Consider the following 17,275-nt stretch of genomic DNA (forward strand, 5'->3'; position numbering starts at 1 on the left):
GGGCGGCACCGCTTGATCGCCGTTGCGCACCCGCGGGCCGGGGGGGGGGGGGGGGGGGGGCCGACGCGGGCGCGGCGCGCGGTCAGTCGAGCAGGGCGTCCAGGCCGACGGTGAGGCCCGGCCGGCGGACCACCTCGCGTACGGCCAGCAGCACGCCGGGCATGAACGAGGCCCGGTCGTACGAGTCGTGCCGGATGGTCAGCGTCTCGCCGGTGGTGCCGAACAGCACCTCCTGGTGGGCGACCAGGCCGGTGGCGCGGACCGCGTGGACGCGTACCCCGTCGATGTCGGCGCCGCGGGCCCCGGCCACCTCGTCACGGGTGGCGTCCGGGGCCGGGCCGAGGCCGGCCTCGGCGCGGGCCGCCGCGATCAGCTGGGCGGTGTGGGTGGCGGTGCCGCTGGGCGCGTCGAGCTTGCGCGGGTGGTGCTGCTCGATGATCTCGACCGACTCGAAGTGCCGGGCGGCGCGCGCCGCGAACTGCATCATCAGGACCGCGCCGATGCCGAAGTTCGGGGCGATCACCACGCCCACCCCGGGCCGGTCGGCGAGCCAGTCGCGCACCTGCGCCAGGCGCTCCTCGGTGAAGCCGGTGGTGCCGACCACGGCGTGGATGCCGCGCTCGACGCAGAAGCGCAGGTTGTCCATGACCGCGTCGGGGGTGGTGAAGTCGACGACCACGCCGGCCCCGGCGTCCGCGACCGCGGTCAGGTCGTCACCCTGGTCGACGGCCGCGACCAGGTCCAGGTCGGGGGCGGCCTCGACCGCCTTGCAGACCTCCATGCCCATCCGGCCCCGGGCACCCAGCACGCCGACCCGGGCCGCCTCGGCCGGGCCCTTCTCCCGCACGTCAGTCACGGGGCACAACCTATCCCAATCGGGACGCGGGCCACGCCGCGGACCGACAAGCGGGACGCCGGTCAGCGCGTGAAGGCGCCCTCGTCGAACGGGCCGACCACGGCCAGCGACATCGGCCGGGCGAGCAGCTCGGCGGCGAGGTCGTTCACGTCCGCCAGGGTGACCGCGTCCACCCGGGCCAGCAGCTCGTCCACCGGCATCAGGTTGCCGTAGAGCAGCTCGCCCTTGGCCAGCCGACTCATCCGGGAGCCGGTGTCCTCCAGCCCGAGCACGAACGAGCCCTTGCTCATCCCCTTGCCCCGGGCCAGTTCCGCCTCGGTGATGCCCTCGGCGGCCACCCGGGCCAGCTCGGCCCGGGTCAGGTCGAGCACCTCGTCCACCTTGCCCGGAGCGCAGCCGGCATAGACGGCGAAGACGCCGCTGTCGGCGTACTGGCTGGCGTAGGAGTAGACCGAGTACGCCAGGCCGCGCTGCTCCCGGATCTCCTGGAACAGTCGGCTGGACATGCCGCCGCCGAGCACGTTGTTGAGCACGCCGAGCGCGAAGCGCCGGTCGTCGGTGCGGTCGATGGCGGGGCAGCCCAGGATGACGTGGGCCTGCTCGGTCTCCTTCGGCTCGACCAGCGTGGTGGCCGGCTTCGTGCGTACCGCCGGGGTGGTCGACCGGTGCGGCGCCGGCGCGGCCGGGTCGGTGTCCAGCGGCGTGTCGCGCAGCGCCTGCCGGACCAGCCTGACCACGGTGGCGTGGTCGAGGTTGCCGGCAGCGGCGATCACGATCTGCGGCGGGGTGTACCGCTTGCGGTAGAAGCCCTGGATCTGCCGCCGGGTCATCGGGGTGACCGTGTCCTCGGTGCCGGAGATGAGCCGGCCGAGCGGGTGGTCGCCGTAGATCGCGCGGGCGAACAGGTCGTGCACCTCGTCGCCGGGCTCGTCGTCGTGCATGGCGATCTCTTCGAGGATGACGCCGCGCTCGGTCTCCACGTCCGGCTCGGCCAGCACCGAGTCGGCGACCGCGTCGCACATCACGTCGATGGCCAGCGGCAGGTCCTCGTCCAGCACCCGGGCGTAGTAGCAGGTGTATTCCTTCGTGGTGAAGGCGTTGGTCTCGCCGCCCACCGCCTCGATCTCGGACGAGATCTCCAGCGCGGTGCGCTTGCGGGTGCCCTTGAAGAGCAGGTGCTCCAGGAAGTGCGCGGCGCCGGCCTGCGGCCCGGTCTCGTCCCGGGAGCCGACCGCCACCCAGATGCCGAACGAGACGCTGCGCATCGCCGGGATCGCCTCGGTGAGCACGCGCAGCCCGCTGGGCAGCACGGTACGCCGGACGGTGCCGCCGAGTGGGTCGTCGCTGAGGGTGCGGGTGACCGCCCGTCCCGGCGCAGGGGAAGACGAACTCACGGGAACCTGCTCTCCGTACCACGAGGGGTGGGGAACGAACGACGGCTCCAGCCCGCGCACGCGACCTGGAGCCGTGGGCCGGCCCGGGCGACGCGCACGTCGCCCGGGCCGGTCGGTCGATCAGCTGTGCCGGGTCCGGCGACGCGGACGGTCGCCGCCCTCGCCACCCTCGGAGCGACGCTCGCCGCCCCGGTCACCGCCACGGTCACCACCGCGGTCGCCGCCACGGTCGCCCCGGTCACGCGGGCCGCGATCGCCGCCACGGTCCCGGCCGGACGGACGCTCGCCGCCGGCGGCCTCACCGGCGGCCGGCGCCTCGGCGCCCTCCGGACGGATCTTGTCCAGGTAGATCTTGCCGCGCGCGTCGATGTCGGCGATCTCGACCTCGACCTTGTCGCCGACGTTGAGGAAGTCCTCGACCTTCTCGACCCGCTTGCCGTCGCCCACCTTGGAGATGTGCAGCAGGCCGTCGCGGCCGGGCAGGAGCGAGATGAAGGCGCCGAACGCGGCCGTCTTCACCACGGTGCCGAGGAACCGCTCCCCCACCTTCGGCAGGGTCGGGTTGGCGATGCCGTTGATCCGGTCCACCGCGGCCTGGGCCGACGGGCCGTTGGTCGCGCCGACGTAGATGGTGCCGTCGTCCTCGATCGAGATCTCGGCGCCGGTCTCGTCCTGGATCGCGTTGATGGTCTGGCCCTTCGGGCCGATCACCATGCCGATCTTGTCGACCGGGATCTTGACGGTGGTGACGCGCGGCGCGTAGTCCGACATCTCCGCCGGGGCCTCGATGGCCCGCTGCATCACGTCGAGGATGGTCTGCCGGGCCTCGTGCGCCTGCTGGAGCGCGGCGGCCAGCACGTCCGACGGGATGCCGTCGAGCTTGGTGTCGAGCTGCAGCGCGGTGACGAAGTCGCGGGTGCCGGCGACCTTGAAGTCCATGTCGCCGAACGCGTCCTCGGCGCCGAGGATGTCGGTCAGCGTCACGTACTGGGTCTTGCCGTCGACCTCGTCGGAGATGAGGCCCATGGCGATGCCGGCGACCGGCGCCTTCAGCGGCACACCGGCCGAGAGCAGGCCCAGCGTCGAGGCGCAGACCGAACCCATCGAGGTGGAGCCGTTGGAGCCGAGCGCCTCGGAGACCTGCCGGATGGCGTACGGGAACTCCTCGCGCGACGGCAGCACCGGGAGCAGCGCCCGCTCGGCCAACGCGCCGTGGCCGATCTCGCGCCGCTTCGGCGAGCCGACCCGGCCGGTCTCACCGGTCGAGTACGGCGGGAAGTTGTAGTTGTGCATGTAGCGCTTGCGGTTCTCGGGGGACAGCGTGTCCACCATCTGCTCCATGCGCAGCATGTTCAGCGTGGTGACGCCCAGGATCTGGGTCTCGCCGCGCTCGAACAGCGCCGAGCCGTGCACCCGCGGCAGCACGCCGACCTCGGCGGTCAGCGGGCGGATGTCGCGCGGCCCGCGGCCGTCGATGCGGACCTGCTCGCGCAGCACCCGGTTGCGGACCTCGGACTTGGTCAGCGAGCGGAACGCGGCGGACAGCTCCTTCTCGCGGCCCTCGAAGCGACCGCCCAGCTCCTCGGCGACCTTGGCCTTGATCCGGTCCAGGGCCTCCTCGCGGTCGGCCTTGCCGGCGATCTTCAGCGCCTCGGTGACGTCGGCGCGGGCCACGTCGGCCACCGCGTCGTACACGTCGTCCTGGTAGTCCAGGAAGACCGGGAACTCGGCGACCGGCTTGGCGGCCACCTCGGCCAGCTCGCTCTGCGCCCGGCACAGCTCGCGGATGGCCGGCTTGGCGGCCTCCAGGCCGCTGGCCACGATCTCCTCGGTCGGCGCGGTGGCGCCGCCCGAGATCAGGGTCACCGCGTGCGGGGTGGCCTCGGCCTCGACCATCATGATCGCGACCTCGCCGTCGGGCAGGGTGCGACCGGCGACGACCATGTCGAAGGTGGCGCGCTCCAGCTCCTCCAGGGTCGGGAAGGCGACCCACTGGCCCTCGACGTGCGCGACCCGGGTCGCGCCGATCGGGCCGGAGAACGGCAGGCCGGAGAGCTTGGTCGACATCGAGGCGGCGTTGATGGCCACCACGTCGTACGGGTGCTGCGGGTCGAGCGCGAGCACGGTCTCGACGACCTGGACCTCGTTGCGCAGGCCCTTGACGAACGAGGGGCGCAGCGGCCGGTCGATCAGGCGGCAGGTGAGGATCGCGTCCTCGCTGGGCCGGCCCTCGCGGCGGAAGAACGAGCCGGGGATCCGGCCCGCGGCGTACATCCGCTCCTCGACGTCGACGGTCAGCGGGAAGAAGTCGAACGACTCGCGCGGCTGCTTGCCCGCCGTGGTGGCGGAGAGGACGACCGTCTCGCCGAGCTGGGCGACGACGGAGCCGGCGGCCTGCCGGGCCAGCCGGCCGGTGGAGAAGGTGATCTCACGGGTGCCGAAGGACCCGTTGTCGATCACGGCGGTGCGGGATTCGGTGCCGAGGTTGGTCTCGGTCATGTGCTGTGGTGCTCCTTCGCGTCGTCGGCCGACGACACGGGAACTGCTCAGGCGGCCGGTCTTCGATCGAAGCGCCCGGGAGGGTCGGCATGGTGCCGAGGTTCCCGGGGGCCACTACCGGAGACCGGTGCTGACCGGCTCCCTCTCGGGTCGTCGCGCGGCCGGTTTCTTCTGGTGGTACCGGAACGGGGGAGCGGCCGAGCGGCCACTCCCCCGTCAGGTCATCGGCGCAGGCCGAGCCGCTCGATGAGCGACCGGTAGCGGTTGATGTCCTTCTTCTGGACGTAGTTGAGCAGCCGACGGCGCCGGCCGACCAGCAGCAGCAGCCCGCGGCGGCTGTGGTGGTCGTGCTTGTGCACCTTCAGGTGCTCGGTCAGCTCCGCGATCCGCTTGGTCAGGACCGCGACCTGCACCTCCGGCGAACCGGTGTCGCCCTCGGCGGTCGCGTACTCCTGGCGGATCTTGGCCTTGGCTTCCTGGTCGAGCGCCATGTTCTCCCTGTTTCGTGGGTCGTTCGATGAGGTCCGTCGGAGCGGTCGTGGTGACCGGTGCGACGGCCCGGTTCCTCGCACCCGCGGCGTCGTGCAGGCACGCGAGGCCCCCGTCGGTCAGCCGACGTCTCCGCCAGCCTACCAGCCCCGGGCCGGACCGGCCGGTCAAGGTCCGCGAGCGGGTCAGGACACCGCCCGGCGGGTCCGCTCCACGTCCTCGGCGATCTGGGCGACCAAGGGCTCGATCGCGTCGTACGTCCGTTGCTCGCGCAGGTGCGCCACGAAGTCCAAGGCCAGCCGCTCGCCGTACAGGTCGCCGCTGAAGTCCAGCGCGTACGCCTCGACCCGTCGTTCCCGCCCGGAGAACGTCGGGTTCGTGCCGATCGAGACCGCCGCCGCGAGCGGGTCGCCGCCGCGACGCACCAGCCGGGCCGCGTACACCCCGTCGGCGGGCACCGCCGCGTACCGGTGGGTCAGCAGGTTGGCCGTCGGGTAACCCAGCTCACGCCCGCGCTGGTCGCCGCGGACCACCACGCCCTCGACCCGGTGCGGGCGGCCGAGCGCCGCCGCCGCCGCGCGCACGTCGCCCGCGTCGACGCAGGACCGGATGTACGTGGAGGAGAAGACCGTGCCCGCCTCGGCGACCAGCGGCGCCCCCTCCACGGCGAAGCCGAAGGTGCGGCCCAACCGCTCCAGCAGGGCCACGTCACCGGCCGCCCGGTGGCCGAACCGGAAGTTGTCCCCGACCACCACCAGCGCGGCGTGCAGGTGCTCGACCAGGATGTCGTGCACGAACGCCTCGGCCGGCAGCCGGGAGAACTCCGGGGTGAACGGCACCACGCAGAGCACGTCCGCGCCGAGCGCCTCGATCAGCTCCGCCTTGCGGGCCGGCTCGGTGAGCACCGCCGGGTGCGAGCCGGGGCGGACCACCTCGGCCGGGTGCGGGTCGAACGTCACCACCACCGACTTGACGCCCAGCTCACGGGCGCGCGCCACGGCATGGCCGATGGTGGCCTGGTGCCCCTTGTGCACGCCGTCGAAGACGCCGATGGTGACCACCGAGCGCCCCCAGCCGCCGGGCGCCGCCTCGTACCCCCGCCACCGCTGCATGCCGCTCCTCCCCTGTCCGCCCGCGCGCCGTCAGGCCGGGGCCAGCACGATCTCCGCGCGGGCCCGTCCGTCCCGCTCGCTGACGATAGCGATCAGCCCGCCGGCCGGGCCGAAGACCGCGTACGGCCCGGCGATCCCCACCGGGGCCAGCGGCCCGCCGTGGGAGAGCACCTTGGCCTCCTCGGCGGTGGCGTCCCGGCGCGGGAAGTAGCGGTCGGCCGCCGCGTCCAGCGACAGGTTCACCACCTCCGGGGCGCGCTCCTCCAACTGGTCGAGCGTGGCCGCCTCGGCCAGCGTGAACGCGCCGACCGAGGTGCGGCGCAGCGCGGTGAGGTGCCCGCCGACCCCGAGCGCCACGCCCGCGTCGCGGGCCAGGGCCCGGATGTACGTCCCGGACGAGCAGGTGACGTCGACGTCCACGTCGACCACGTCCGGGGTGTCCCGGCGGATCGCCCGCACGTCCAGCCGGGAGACGGTCACCCGGCGGGCGGGCAGCTCGACGGTCTCCCCGTCGCGGACCCGCTTGTACGCCCGCTGTCCGTCGATCTTGATGGCGCTGACCGCGCTGGGCACCTGGTCGATCTCGCCGGTGAGCACGGCCAGCGCGGCGCGTACCGCCTCGTCGGTGACCGCGCCGGCCGGCGTGCTCGCGACCACCTCGCCCTCGGCGTCGTCGGTGACCGTGGACTGCCCCAGCCGGATCGTCGCGGTGTAGCTCTTGCCGGCGCCGATCACGTAGGTCAGCAGCCGGGTCGCCCGGCCCACCCCGATCACCAGCACGCCGGTGGCCATCGGGTCCAGCGTGCCGCCGTGGCCCACCCGGCGGGTGCGGGCCAGTCGCCGCACGCGGGCCACCACGTCGTGCGACGTCATGCCGCCGGGCTTGTCGACCACGATCAGACCGTCTGCGCTCACGACCGCCAAGCCTGCCAGACGGCGGTGATCGGCCCCGCGGGGGATACCGCCCGGGTCACCGGGGGTGTCAAGATCAGCCGCCGTCCGCCGCGCCTGCCCGGGAAGCCCGATGACCGATCCCCGTTCCGCCCCCGACCCCCACCCTTCCCACGAGGCCCTGGGGCCGGTTCCCGACTGGCTACGCCAACCCACCCCGGAGGTCGCGCCGGGCCGGGCCGACCGGTGGCGGATCGGCCTGAGCCGGCACTCCGCGAAGCTGCTCGGCGGCGCGGCCGCACTGCTCCTGCTGGTCTGCGTGGGCTCGGTCGCGGCGACCGGCTACCAGGGACTCCAGCGTTGGCGCGAGGTCCCGGTGGCGTACCCCACGGTCAGCCCGCCGAGCGGCGAGCAGGCGGTCAGCTCGGCGTCGCCCCCACCGGCCGCCGGGCCGTTCGACGGCACCCCCGCCGCCGACTTCGCCGAGGGCGCGGCCGGCATCGCCCTGCCACGCGCCCGACGGACCGGCGCGTTCACCGAGAAGCAGGTGACCGACGCGCTGGCCACGGTCCGCAAGGCGCTGGTCACCGGCCGGCTGGACCGCGCGTTCCTCACCGCGAAGGACCCGGAGCGGCTGGTGCGACAGTTCGCCCCGGACGACCGCGCCACGATCCGGGCCGACTTCGCCAGTGGCGGCGCCGCCAACTACGCCACCCGGTTCGGGCCGAGCACCCGGTTGACGACCGACCAGCCCCGCGTGCGGGGGCGGATCTCGTACCGCGCCACGCGGGACGCTGACGGCATCCGGGTGCTGGAGGTCACCACCAACTTCGTCTGGGTCTACGCCGTCCAGAGCGTGCGCACCCTGGCGGACCCCGAGGTCATCCTGGTGCACGACACCGTGGTCTGGCAGGTGCCCCACCCGGGCGACGTCATCGCCGCCTCCCGTGGCCTGTGGATGCAGGACGCGGAGTCCTACGCGACGAACGTGGAGTGCGCCAGCCTGAACAAGGGGCTGCTCGAACTGGAGATCACGCCGAGCTACGGCGGCCCCGGTGACGGGGAGCACCCGGACGCCGCGTACGACCTGGACCGCTCGCTCAAGGTCGCGGAACAGTGCTGAGCCCACCGGGCTCCGAGCGCGACGGCCACCCCGACTGGCTGGACCGGTTGGAGCGGGAGATCAGGCCGAGTCTCGTCGTACGCCTGCGGATCTGGTGCCGGCGGCGCGCCCGCCGGCTCGCGGCGGCGCTCGGCGTGGTGCTGCTGCTCGCCGCGACCGCCGGCGCCGCCGGATACGGCTACCGGCAGCTCCGGCGCCCGGCGCCCGCGCCGTCCCCGGCCACCGGCGCGCCGGCCACCACGCGACCGACGACGCCACCGGACGTCTTCGCCGACACCCCGGCGGCGCACTGGCCGGCGGGGGCGGCGGGGATCGTGCTGCCCCCGGCCCGCCCGACCGGCGGCCTCACCGCCGCCGAGGTGGCCGCCGGGCTCGACCGGGTCCGCGCCGCGATGCTGACCGCCCGCCTGGACCGCACGTTCATGACCGGCGACAACCCGACCCCGCTGCTGCGCCACTTCGCCCCGGCCGCCCGCGAGTCGGTGCGCAAGGACTGGTCCACCGAGACGATCGGCACGTACGCGACCCGGCTGGCCCCGGACGCCCGGCTCACCCCGGACCAACCCCGGACCAAGGGCCGCCTGACCTACCGGGCGGTCCGGCAGGCCGACGGCGTCAGAATGCTGGAGGTGACCAGCAACGTCGTCTGGGTCTACGGGTTCCGCGACCCCGCCTCCCGGTCCGGTCACTCGGTGGTCCTGCTGCACGACGAGATCGTCTGGCGGCTGCCGCGCGACGGCGACGTGGCGCGGGCGGACCGGGGGCTCTGGCTGCACCGGATGTCGAGCTACGGGTGGGGCGTGGACTGCGACGCCGTCAAGCTCGGGCTGATCCGCCCCGGCGGCGCGGACCCGGACGGCACCCCGTTCCCCGAGGACCCCGACACGCTCTACGACCCGGAGCACCCGATCGAGCTGCCGGACTCCTGCTGACGAGCGGTCAGCGGACCGCGCCGACCACCGCCCAGGCGCCCGAGCGCATCCGCAGCAGCAGCGCGACCAGCCGCAGCACCACGAACAGCGTCAGCCCGGCCCAGATCCCGCCGAGGCCCAGGTCGAGACCGTAGGCGAGCCAGATCGCCGGCAGGAACCCGCCCAGCGCGGCCACGATGGTGAGGTTGCGCAGGTAGCGCACGTCACCGGCGCCGATCAGCACCCCGTCGAGGGCGAACACCACGCCGCCGATGGGCTGGAGCGCGACGAACCAGGGCCAGGCCACCATGGCCTGCTCGCGTACCTGGGGATCGGAGCTGAACCACGACGGCACCAGGCCGGCGCCGGCGGCGATCAGCACCGCGAAGGCCACGCCGCACAGCCCACCGAGCAGGGCGACGCGGCGGGCGAGGAACCGGGCGCCGGCCGCGTCGCCGGCGCCGAGCGCGGCGCCGACCAGCGCCTGCGCGGCGATCGCCAGCGCGTCCAGCACCAGCGCGGTGAAGAACCAGAGTTGTACGGCGATCTGGTGCGCGCCGACCGCGGCGGCCCCGAAGCGGGCCGCGACCGCGGTCGCGGACAGGAAGCTGGCCTGGAACGCGACGCCCCGCACGAGCAGGTCCCGGCTGAGCACGAGCTGCTGGCCGATCACCCGGGGCCGGGGGCGCAGCGAGACCCGCTCGCGCACCAGCGCCGCCGCGAACAGCACCCCGGACAGCGTCTGCGCGATCGCGTTCGCCACCGCCGAGCCGACCAGGCCGAGCCCGGCCGGGTAGACGAGCAGCGGGCAGAGCAGCGCGGAGAGCAGGTTCGGGCCGAGCACGAACAGCAGCGGACGGCGGGTGTCCTGGATGCCGCGCAGCCAGCCGTTGCCGGCGGCGGCGAGCAGCAGGCCGGGCGCGCCGAGCGCCGCGATCCGCAGCCATCCGGCGGCGGCGTCGGCCACCTCGCCGGGGCCGCCGACGAGGGTACGCGCCAGCGCGCCCCCGCCGATGCCGATGGCGACCGCCACCAGCACTCCGGTGGCGAGCGCGAGCCAGGACGCCTGGACGCCCTCGGCCACCGCGGCGGCCCGGTCCCCCGCCCCGAAGCGGCGGGCCGAGCGACCCGTGGTGCCGTACGCGACGACCGTGCCGATCCAGGCGGTCAGGGTCATCACCGTGCCGCCCACGGCGAGCGCGGCGAGCGGCACCCGGCCCAGGTGACCCACCACGGCGGTGTCGACCAGGACGTAGAGCGGCTCGGCGGCCAACACCACCAGGGCGGGCAGCGCGAGGGCGGCGATCCGCCGGGGCGAGGCGGCGGTGGCGAGGGCGGCGGTGCTCATCGCCGCCGATCCTGGCACGCGCGCGGTAAGGTCCGCAAGGTCGAAGACTACTTACGCGAGGCGGTCCAGGAGGCGCGCGGCGTCGCGCGGCCCGCCCAGCCGGTGCACCGGGATCGTGGGCGCGTACGCGGCGACGGCCGCCAGCAGGCGGGGACGGGAGTGGCGGGGAAAGCGCCAGACGTGGCGCAGGAGGTCGAGGTCGATCCGCTCCGGGCAGCCGTCGGGAAGATCGGGACGGGACGTGGGGGCTTCGGACGCGGCGCGGCCCGACCCGGCTGCGTCGGAGGTGGGGCGGCCCTGCATGCCGGCGGTGCGGCCCGACCTGGCGGCGCCGGACGTGGCGCGGTGGAGCCAGCGGCGGCGCAGCACCCGGGTCAGGCAGAGGATGCGGGAGGGGTCGCAGAACACCAGGGCGTCGGCGCGGGGCAGCCGGAGGTCGAGGGTGCCCGCGTAGTTGCCGTCCATCACCCAGGCGGGGCGGGCGGCCAGCGACGCCACCTCGGCACGGAAGTCGGCCGGCTCCGGCGCGGTCCAGCCGGGCCGCCAGTAGTGCCGGTCGAGGTGGATCAGGGGCAGGTCGAGACGCCGGGCCAACTCACCGGCGAGCGTGCTCTTGCCGGCGCCGGAACTGCCGACGACGAGGATGCGGCGCACCGGGAGACGGTAGCGCCGCCGTGCGGGATTCGGTGACCGGTACGGCGCCGTCGCGGCCCGCGGCCTCCGGTCGCGTACGGCGGTGACGTCGGCCTCGGCCCGGGCGAACGGTGCGGGTGCCCGGCCCGGCCGACGTCACCGCCGGACGACCTGCGTCACTGACGGGTGTCCATCGAGGTCTGCAGCGCGCGGCGCATCTGCTCGCGCGCCTCGTCGGTGGTGGTCTCGGTCTGCGGCTTGCGCTTGCTGGGCATGGAATCGAGTCCTTCCAGGGTGCGGACCACCGAGGCACGGCGGCCCTACGGGCGTCCGGCGCTCCGACCGGACGCGACGGCCGTCGCGCCGCGACCTGGAGTCGTCGGCCTGCTGAGCGCCGGCAGCGGTCCGGGATCACCGGAGCGGCTCGCCTGGCAGCGTGAGCCCGGGTCGGTCTGACCCTGGAGGGAGGCGATGCCGGGTGCGGCACCACCGCCCGTGACCAGCGCCGCGAAGCGCCGGCCCTCACCCAAATTAACGTTCACTTTCCAGATGGTGCCCACTGTTCCCGCAATGCGGACACCCGTCAGCGGGCCAGGAAATGCCAGCCGAGCCACCACCAGAAGCCGAACAGGCCGATCCGGCCGACCGGGACCGGGCCCACCTCGTACCGCATGACGAAGGCGCACACGTCGGCCAGCGACGGGATCCGGGAACCCTCCCGACGGGCCGCCCACTCGACGGCCGCGAACAGCAGCAGCGCGGCCAGGAACCCGCCGATCGCCAGAGCGCGCATCATCGGCGGACCAGTCCCCAGAACGCGGCCAGCCAGGCGAACCAGGCGGCCGAGCGAGCCAGGTGATCCTCCAGCAGCGGATCGGCCAGGCGGGAGAACGTCGGGAAGTCGTCGCCCACGGACAGCACGAACGTCGCCCCCTCGAAGACCCCGAAGACGGTGACCGGCAGCAGCCACCACAGCGCGCCGGACGGCAACCGACGTGGGGCCGGACGCCTCGGCACCCGGTTGTTCAACCCGACCCAGATCAACCCCCCGCCCGTACCGAGGATGTAGAGGTTCGCCGCGGTCGAGAACGACGGCAGTTGACCGCCGACCAGGGAGAGGCAGATCAGCACCGGCACGGAGACGACCGGCCGGTCCCAGACCCGGGGCGCATCGACGGTGAGCTCACGGGGATGATCCATCACCCGATTGTCCCCAGCGTGACGTAACGCGGGAAGACCGGCACGCCTCGTGATTCCGTCGAATACGACGAAGGCCGGCACCCCGGGTTCGGGGTGCCGGCCTTCGGTCTTACTTGGTCCAGTGCTCGGCCACGATGTCGGTGGCCTGCTTCTCCCACTGCGCGTACGCGTCCGGGTACGCGGAAACCTGGACGGTCTGCGCAGCCTCGGTCAGCGGCATCTTCTCCCAGCCGTCGACCTGCTTCAGGCCCTTGAGGAACGCCAGGGTCGAGTACTCGGGGTCGGTGATCTGCTCCGGCGTGCCCCAACCCGAGGACGGGCGCTGCTGGAACAGACCCAGCGAGTCGTGGTCATTCTTGTCGCCGAGGTGCCCGAGGTTCTCCAGCTTCGACTCCTGCAGGCTCGTGGCGATCGAGATGACCGCGGCCCGCTCCGGCAGACCCGCCTTCTTCGTCGCGGCGATGATCGCCTTCGCGTTGGCCAGCTGCTCGTCGTTCAGCTTGATGGTCGACTGCTCACCCTGCACGGACGCGACCGCGACGGGCTTACCAGCGGCGTGGGCGGGGGTGTCGGCGTGGGCGGCGACCGGACCGGCGAACACACCACCGGTGAAGGCCAGACCAGCAATACCGAGAACGCTCTTACGCAGGATCGTGTTCATCAGGGGGCTCCATTCGGGGGTCAACACACCGGGGGTGTGGGCACCGTCAGGCGCGCGAAAAGTCTTGAGGGGATCCGGCTTGCCCGTCGGGCTCGGAGGCCGTGTGGCGGGGGCCGGGGTTCGGCAGCTCGCGGGGCGGGGGGCCTCGTCGCGGCGCCGGGATGATGTGCAACGACCGGCCGCCCACCGTCATTCCCGGGGCGGGGCGACGCTCAGGGGCTCGCTGCCTGCTCGGTCGTCCACCGGGTTACAACGCCGCCGACCCGGCGCCGATTCCGCGCCCGGGGTGCCGCCCACCACCGCCGAACCGGACAAGCCACCCCAGTCCACGCACACCGGCGGGTGGAAACCGCGCGCATCCCGACCCCGCAGACACCCATGACGTTCCACCCACCGGCCGCCAACCCCCCGAGTGGAACACCATGGGTGCGTCGCGGTCCCGCAGACACCCATGACGTTCCACCCACCGCTCGCCAACCCCGTCAGTGGAACGCCATGGGTGCCTCCCGACCTGGCAGACACCCATCACGTACCACCGGCGCCGGGACGTCTCCGGAACACGGACGCACTGCCTGTGCGCTCCCTTCCCTCCCCACCGCTCGCCCGCTCGCCCGCTCGCCCGCTCGCCCGCTCGCCCGCTCGTGCGCTCGTGCGCTCGTGCGCTCGTGCGCTCGTGCGCTCGCCGAGATCTTGGAAGAAAACGGCCCCCAGAGGGGCCCCGAACTTCCAAGATCTCCCAAAGAAACGGACAGCCGGCACAATCCGCGCTTACACCCGGCCGAGGGGTCACCACGTCGGGGAGCTGGCGGGGTCCGGGGCCGAAGGGCCGCCAAGGGGGTCGGTCAACCCGCGCAAGGACCGGGAGGGGCAGGTCGCGGCGGCATCTGGGGGGGCGGAGAGACGCCGCCACGAAACACACGGCAGGACCGGGACGACCCCGCCACCTCGGGAAACGGCGGGGTCGGAGAAGCGGGCGGGAGGCGGGGCGGTCAGGAGTGCGGGACGAGCACCTCGGCGCCGAGCGCGGCGCGGATGTTCTCGACCACCTCGTCGAGCGGGCCCCGGCCGGTGAAGCCGGCCGCGAACCGGTGCCCGCCGCCGCCGAGCGCCACCGCCACCCGGCTCACGTCCACCGCGCCCTTGCTGCGCAGCGAGACCGCCCACTCGGCGTCGCCGGACTGCTTGACCACGCAGCTCACGTCCGCCTCGGCGGTGCAGCGCACCGAGTCGATCAGCGCCTCCAGCACGTACGCCGGCTGGTCGTGGCGGGCCAGGTCGTCGTGGGTCGCGTACGTCCAGACCAGGCCGTGCCCGGCGGCGGCCGCGGGTTCCAGCGTGGCCCGGCCGAGCACCTCGCCGAAGAGCCGGACGGCGCCGAACGGGCGGGTGTCGAAGATCCGCCGGGAGATGTCGCCGGGGCGGATGCCGGTGGCGAGCAGGCGGGCGGCCATCTCGTGCACCGCCGGGGTGGTCGCCTCGAAGCGGAACGAGCCGGTGTCGGTGGTCAGCGCCACGTAGAGCCCGGTCGCCATCTCCGCGTCCAGCGGAACGCCGAGCCGGTCCAGCAGGCCCAGCGCGACCACGGAGGTGGCCGCGGCGTGCGGGTCGACCAGGTTGATCCGGCCGAAGCCGGTGTTCGAGGCGTGGTGGTCCAGCACCAGCGACGTGCCCGCCCGGCCCAGCCGGTCGACCAGGTCGCCCAGCCGGGAGTCGCCGGCCGCGTCGAAGCAGATCACCAGGTCCGGGTCCGGGTACGCGTCGTCCTGCGGCACCAGCAGCTCGACGCCGGGCAGCCAGCGGAACGGCTCGGGGACGCCGGGCGGGCCGGGGAAGGTCGCCTGGAGATGGCGTACGCCGAGCCGGCGCAGCCCCAGCCCGAAGCCGAGCATGCTGCCGAGCGCGTCCCCGTCCGGGTTGACGTGGCAGATCAGGAGCACCCGCGCGTCGGCGGGGAGCCCGCGTACCGCCTCGACGGCGGCCGCCCACTCGGCGTCGGTGGGACCAGGGCCGGCCCCGGTCACCGGCGGTCGCCGCCGCGCGGTTCGTCGTCCCCGGTCGGCTCGTCCCCGGCCGCGGCGTCCACGGCCGGCGAGTCCTCGTCCTCGTCCTCGACCCGGTACGGCTGGGCCTCGCCGGCGTAGGAGGACGTGGCGGCCAGCCGCTGCACCTCGGCGTCGGCGTTGCGCGCCGCCGCGAGCAGGTCGTCGATGTGCTTGACCTGGTCCTGCACGTCGTCGAGGACGAAGGTCAGCGTCGGTGAGTGTCGCAGCCCGAGGGCCTTGCCGACGGTGCTGCGCAGCATGCCCTTGGCGCTCTCCAGCGCGGCGGCGGTGCTCGCCTGCGCCGCCGCGTCGCCGAGCACGGTGTAGAAGACGGTGGCGTCGCGCAGGTCGGCGGTGATCCGGGCGTCGGTGATCGTGATCATGCCGAGCCGGGGGTCCTTGATCTGGCTCCGCACCAGCGACGCGACCAGTTCACGGATGCGCTCCGCGTGCCGGCGTACCTTGGCCGGATCCGACATGTCCCCACCTCCACGATCACGGTTCACCGGCCCCGACCCCGTCCCCGGCGCGTCGGGCGCCGTGCCGTGATCGGGAACCGTCGGCCGGAGACGGACGACGCCGGGCGCCGCCGGGTCCGACCGCCCAACGTCGAAGAACATTACCCGCGTCCGGTCGGGCGTCGCGCGGCACGGCCGGGCTGCCGTGCGACGCGCCGACGGCGTCAGTCGTCCGTGCCGTGCAGGCGGCGGCGTACCGACAGCAGCTCGGTCTCCGGACGGGCGGCGACCAGCCGCTCGCAGGAGTCGAGCACCTCGCGGACGTGGGCCGGCTCGGCGGCCACCACGGCCACCCCGATCTCGGCCCGGCCGTGCAGGTCGAGCGCGCCCACCTCGGCGGCGGAGACCTCGAACTTGCGCAGCGCGGCGACGATCGGCCGGACGTAGGACCGCTTGGCCTTCAGGGAGCGGGAGTCGCCCGGGAGCAACAGGTCGAACAGCGCGGTTCCGGTATACACGGCGAGCAACGGTACGCGGGCGGGCACCGCCCGGCACGCGATTAAGGGGCGACCGCCACCAGCACGTCCCGCTCGATCGCCTGGTCGACCCGGTGGGCGAGGTCCCGCCAGCCGGGCCCGTCGACCACCCGCAGACCGGCGTCGGTCAGCACCGCCTCCGCCGCCGCGCGCGGCGCCACGTGGGTGTTCCAGGACAACCCCATCGCGCCGCCCGGCCGCAGCAGCTCCCGCCACACCGGTACGGCGGCGCTGAGCAGTTCCAGCGGGCTGCGGGACAACCCCTGCCCGGTACGGCTGCCGTGGGCCACCCCGTACGGCGCGTCGGTCACGATCACGTCGGCGCAGCGGGGGCGCAGCACCTCGCGGGACCGGGTGGTGTCGGTGTTCAGCACGACGACCCGCTGGGTGACGCCGGCCCGGTGCGCGTCCCGGGACGGGGAGAGCACCGCCTCGAAGCGGCGGGCGACCAGCTTGCGGTCCCGGCGCACCGACGTGGTCTCCGCCGTGTGCTTGAGCCGCTTGCGGCGCAACCAGGTACGCAGGAACGCCGTGTACGCCTCCACGTCCTGGAGGTCGCGTTCGACCCCGATGCCGTCGTGGCCGTACATGAGCGCCTGGTTGAGCGTGGTGCCCCGGCCGCAGAGCGGGTCCAGCACCACCAGCCCGCCGTCGAGCATCCGGGGCGCGGCGGCCGAGGCGAGCAGCGTGACGTTGAGCAGCAGCCGGGTGAACTGCTCGTTGGTCTTGCCGGCGTACTTCTGGATGGTGATCAGGTCGGAGTCGTAGTGCGCCAGCGGGTGCAGCGGCACCGGCCGGAGCAGGTCGTCACCGACCCGCTCGAAGAGCGCGTACGCCGCCGACAGGTTCGCCAGGTGGGCCAGGTCGCGGGTGCCGAGCCCGGGCTCGGGTGCGGTGAAGGTCAGGTATTCCACCCCGCCGATCCGCTCCGCCGCGACGTCGACGGGGGCCGCGTCGAGCATCCCGGAGCCGGCGAAGATCTCCAATTCGGCGCGGGTCAGCCGGCCGGCGGCGTCGGCGTAGACGCGGTTGGCGGACGGGGCGAGCAGCAGCGCGTACCTGGGCACGCCGGAGATTGTTCCAGCCTGCGGAAACGGCGACGGCCGGGGCCCTGGGGCCCCG

At 74.0% G+C, this 17,275-nt stretch carries 17 protein-coding genes; 2 read left to right on the plus strand and 15 right to left on the minus strand.

Annotation, left to right across the window (positions count from 1 at the left end; genetic code table 11):
- Window positions 1-82 precede the first annotated feature (82 nt).
- The 6 genes from dapB to truB all read right to left on the minus strand — a co-directional run bounded on the left by dapB (window position 83) and on the right by truB (window position 7,265).
- On the minus strand, window positions 83-856 hold the full coding sequence (gene dapB, locus CO540_RS11770; RefSeq protein ID WP_099162066.1) for a 4-hydroxy-tetrahydrodipicolinate reductase: 774 nt from the start codon (window positions 854-856) through the stop codon (window positions 83-85).
- A 62-nt stretch (window positions 857-918) separates the two neighbouring features.
- Window positions 919-2,250, minus strand: coding sequence for a pitrilysin family protein (locus CO540_RS11775; RefSeq protein WP_099162067.1), 1,332 nt, complete (start codon window positions 2,248-2,250; stop codon window positions 919-921).
- 120 nt (window positions 2,251-2,370) lie between these two features.
- On the minus strand, window positions 2,371-4,749 hold the full coding sequence (locus CO540_RS11780) for a polyribonucleotide nucleotidyltransferase (RefSeq protein ID WP_099162068.1): 2,379 nt from the start codon (window positions 4,747-4,749) through the stop codon (window positions 2,371-2,373).
- A gap of 221 nt (window positions 4,750-4,970) precedes the next feature.
- Window positions 4,971-5,240, minus strand: coding sequence for a 30S ribosomal protein S15 (gene rpsO / locus CO540_RS11785; protein WP_013284678.1), 270 nt, complete (start codon window positions 5,238-5,240; stop codon window positions 4,971-4,973).
- A gap of 183 nt (window positions 5,241-5,423) precedes the next feature.
- Window positions 5,424-6,350 carry a bifunctional riboflavin kinase/FAD synthetase gene (locus tag CO540_RS11790; RefSeq protein WP_091579929.1) on the minus strand — a complete coding sequence of 309 codons (927 nt, stop codon included), beginning with the start codon at window positions 6,348-6,350 and terminating at the stop codon, window positions 5,424-5,426.
- A 30-nt stretch (window positions 6,351-6,380) separates the two neighbouring features.
- Window positions 6,381-7,265 (minus strand): tRNA pseudouridine(55) synthase TruB, encoded by an 885-nt coding sequence (gene truB / locus CO540_RS11795; protein WP_099162069.1) that lies wholly within the window; start codon window positions 7,263-7,265, stop codon window positions 6,381-6,383.
- A 109-nt stretch (window positions 7,266-7,374) separates the two neighbouring features.
- Between truB and CO540_RS11800 the strand changes: the two genes are divergently transcribed.
- On the plus strand, window positions 7,375-8,364 hold the full coding sequence (locus CO540_RS11800) for a hypothetical protein (RefSeq protein WP_099162070.1): 990 nt from the start codon (window positions 7,375-7,377) through the stop codon (window positions 8,362-8,364).
- Complete coding sequence (locus tag CO540_RS11805; protein ID WP_099162071.1) at window positions 8,358-9,296, plus strand: hypothetical protein; 939 nt, start codon at window positions 8,358-8,360, stop codon at window positions 9,294-9,296. Before CO540_RS11800 ends, CO540_RS11805 begins: the two co-directional genes overlap by 7 nt.
- A 7-nt stretch (window positions 9,297-9,303) precedes the next feature.
- On the opposite strand, the gene CO540_RS11810 is transcribed toward CO540_RS11805, so the two are convergent.
- From CO540_RS11810 to CO540_RS11850, 9 genes are all read right to left on the minus strand, one after another.
- Entirely contained in the window at window positions 9,304-10,623 is a 1,320-nt protein-coding gene (locus CO540_RS11810) for an MATE family efflux transporter (protein ID WP_099162072.1), read from the minus strand.
- A gap of 51 nt (window positions 10,624-10,674) precedes the next feature.
- Window positions 10,675-11,277, minus strand: a complete 603-nt coding sequence (locus tag CO540_RS11815; RefSeq protein WP_216642362.1) for an adenylate kinase — start codon at window positions 11,275-11,277, stop codon at window positions 10,675-10,677.
- Between the two features lie 562 nt (window positions 11,278-11,839).
- Window positions 11,840-12,049, minus strand: coding sequence for a DUF6186 family protein (locus tag CO540_RS11820; protein WP_172968016.1), 210 nt, complete (start codon window positions 12,047-12,049; stop codon window positions 11,840-11,842).
- On the minus strand, window positions 12,049-12,456 hold the full coding sequence (locus CO540_RS11825; RefSeq protein ID WP_091579953.1) for a hypothetical protein: 408 nt from the start codon (window positions 12,454-12,456) through the stop codon (window positions 12,049-12,051). Before CO540_RS11825 ends, CO540_RS11820 begins: the two co-directional genes overlap by 1 nt.
- A 109-nt stretch (window positions 12,457-12,565) precedes the next feature.
- Window positions 12,566-13,117: a hypothetical protein gene (locus CO540_RS11830; RefSeq protein WP_099162073.1), complete on the minus strand. Its 552-nt coding sequence runs from the start codon at window positions 13,115-13,117 to the stop codon at window positions 12,566-12,568.
- Window positions 13,118-14,106: 989 nt separating this feature from the next.
- Entirely contained in the window at window positions 14,107-15,138 is a 1,032-nt protein-coding gene (locus tag CO540_RS11835) for a bifunctional oligoribonuclease/PAP phosphatase NrnA (protein WP_099162074.1), read from the minus strand.
- Window positions 15,135-15,638: a 30S ribosome-binding factor RbfA gene (gene rbfA / locus CO540_RS11840; RefSeq protein WP_099162075.1), complete on the minus strand. Its 504-nt coding sequence runs from the start codon at window positions 15,636-15,638 to the stop codon at window positions 15,135-15,137. The genes CO540_RS11835 and rbfA overlap by 4 nt, the downstream gene beginning before the upstream one ends.
- Before the next feature lie 203 nt (window positions 15,639-15,841).
- Complete coding sequence (locus CO540_RS11845) at window positions 15,842-16,135, minus strand: DUF503 domain-containing protein (protein ID WP_099164721.1); 294 nt, start codon at window positions 16,133-16,135, stop codon at window positions 15,842-15,844.
- A 41-nt stretch (window positions 16,136-16,176) separates the two neighbouring features.
- The gene (locus CO540_RS11850) at window positions 16,177-17,220 is read right to left on the minus strand and encodes a TRM11 family methyltransferase (protein WP_099162076.1); all 1,044 of its coding nucleotides are present in this window, start codon (window positions 17,218-17,220) and stop codon (window positions 16,177-16,179) included.
- Window positions 17,221-17,275 lie beyond the last annotated feature (55 nt).

It is taken from the genome of Micromonospora sp. WMMA2032 (genome assembly GCF_002688545.1).
Classification (GTDB): Bacteria; Actinomycetota; Actinomycetes; order Mycobacteriales; family Micromonosporaceae; genus Micromonospora; species Micromonospora sediminicola.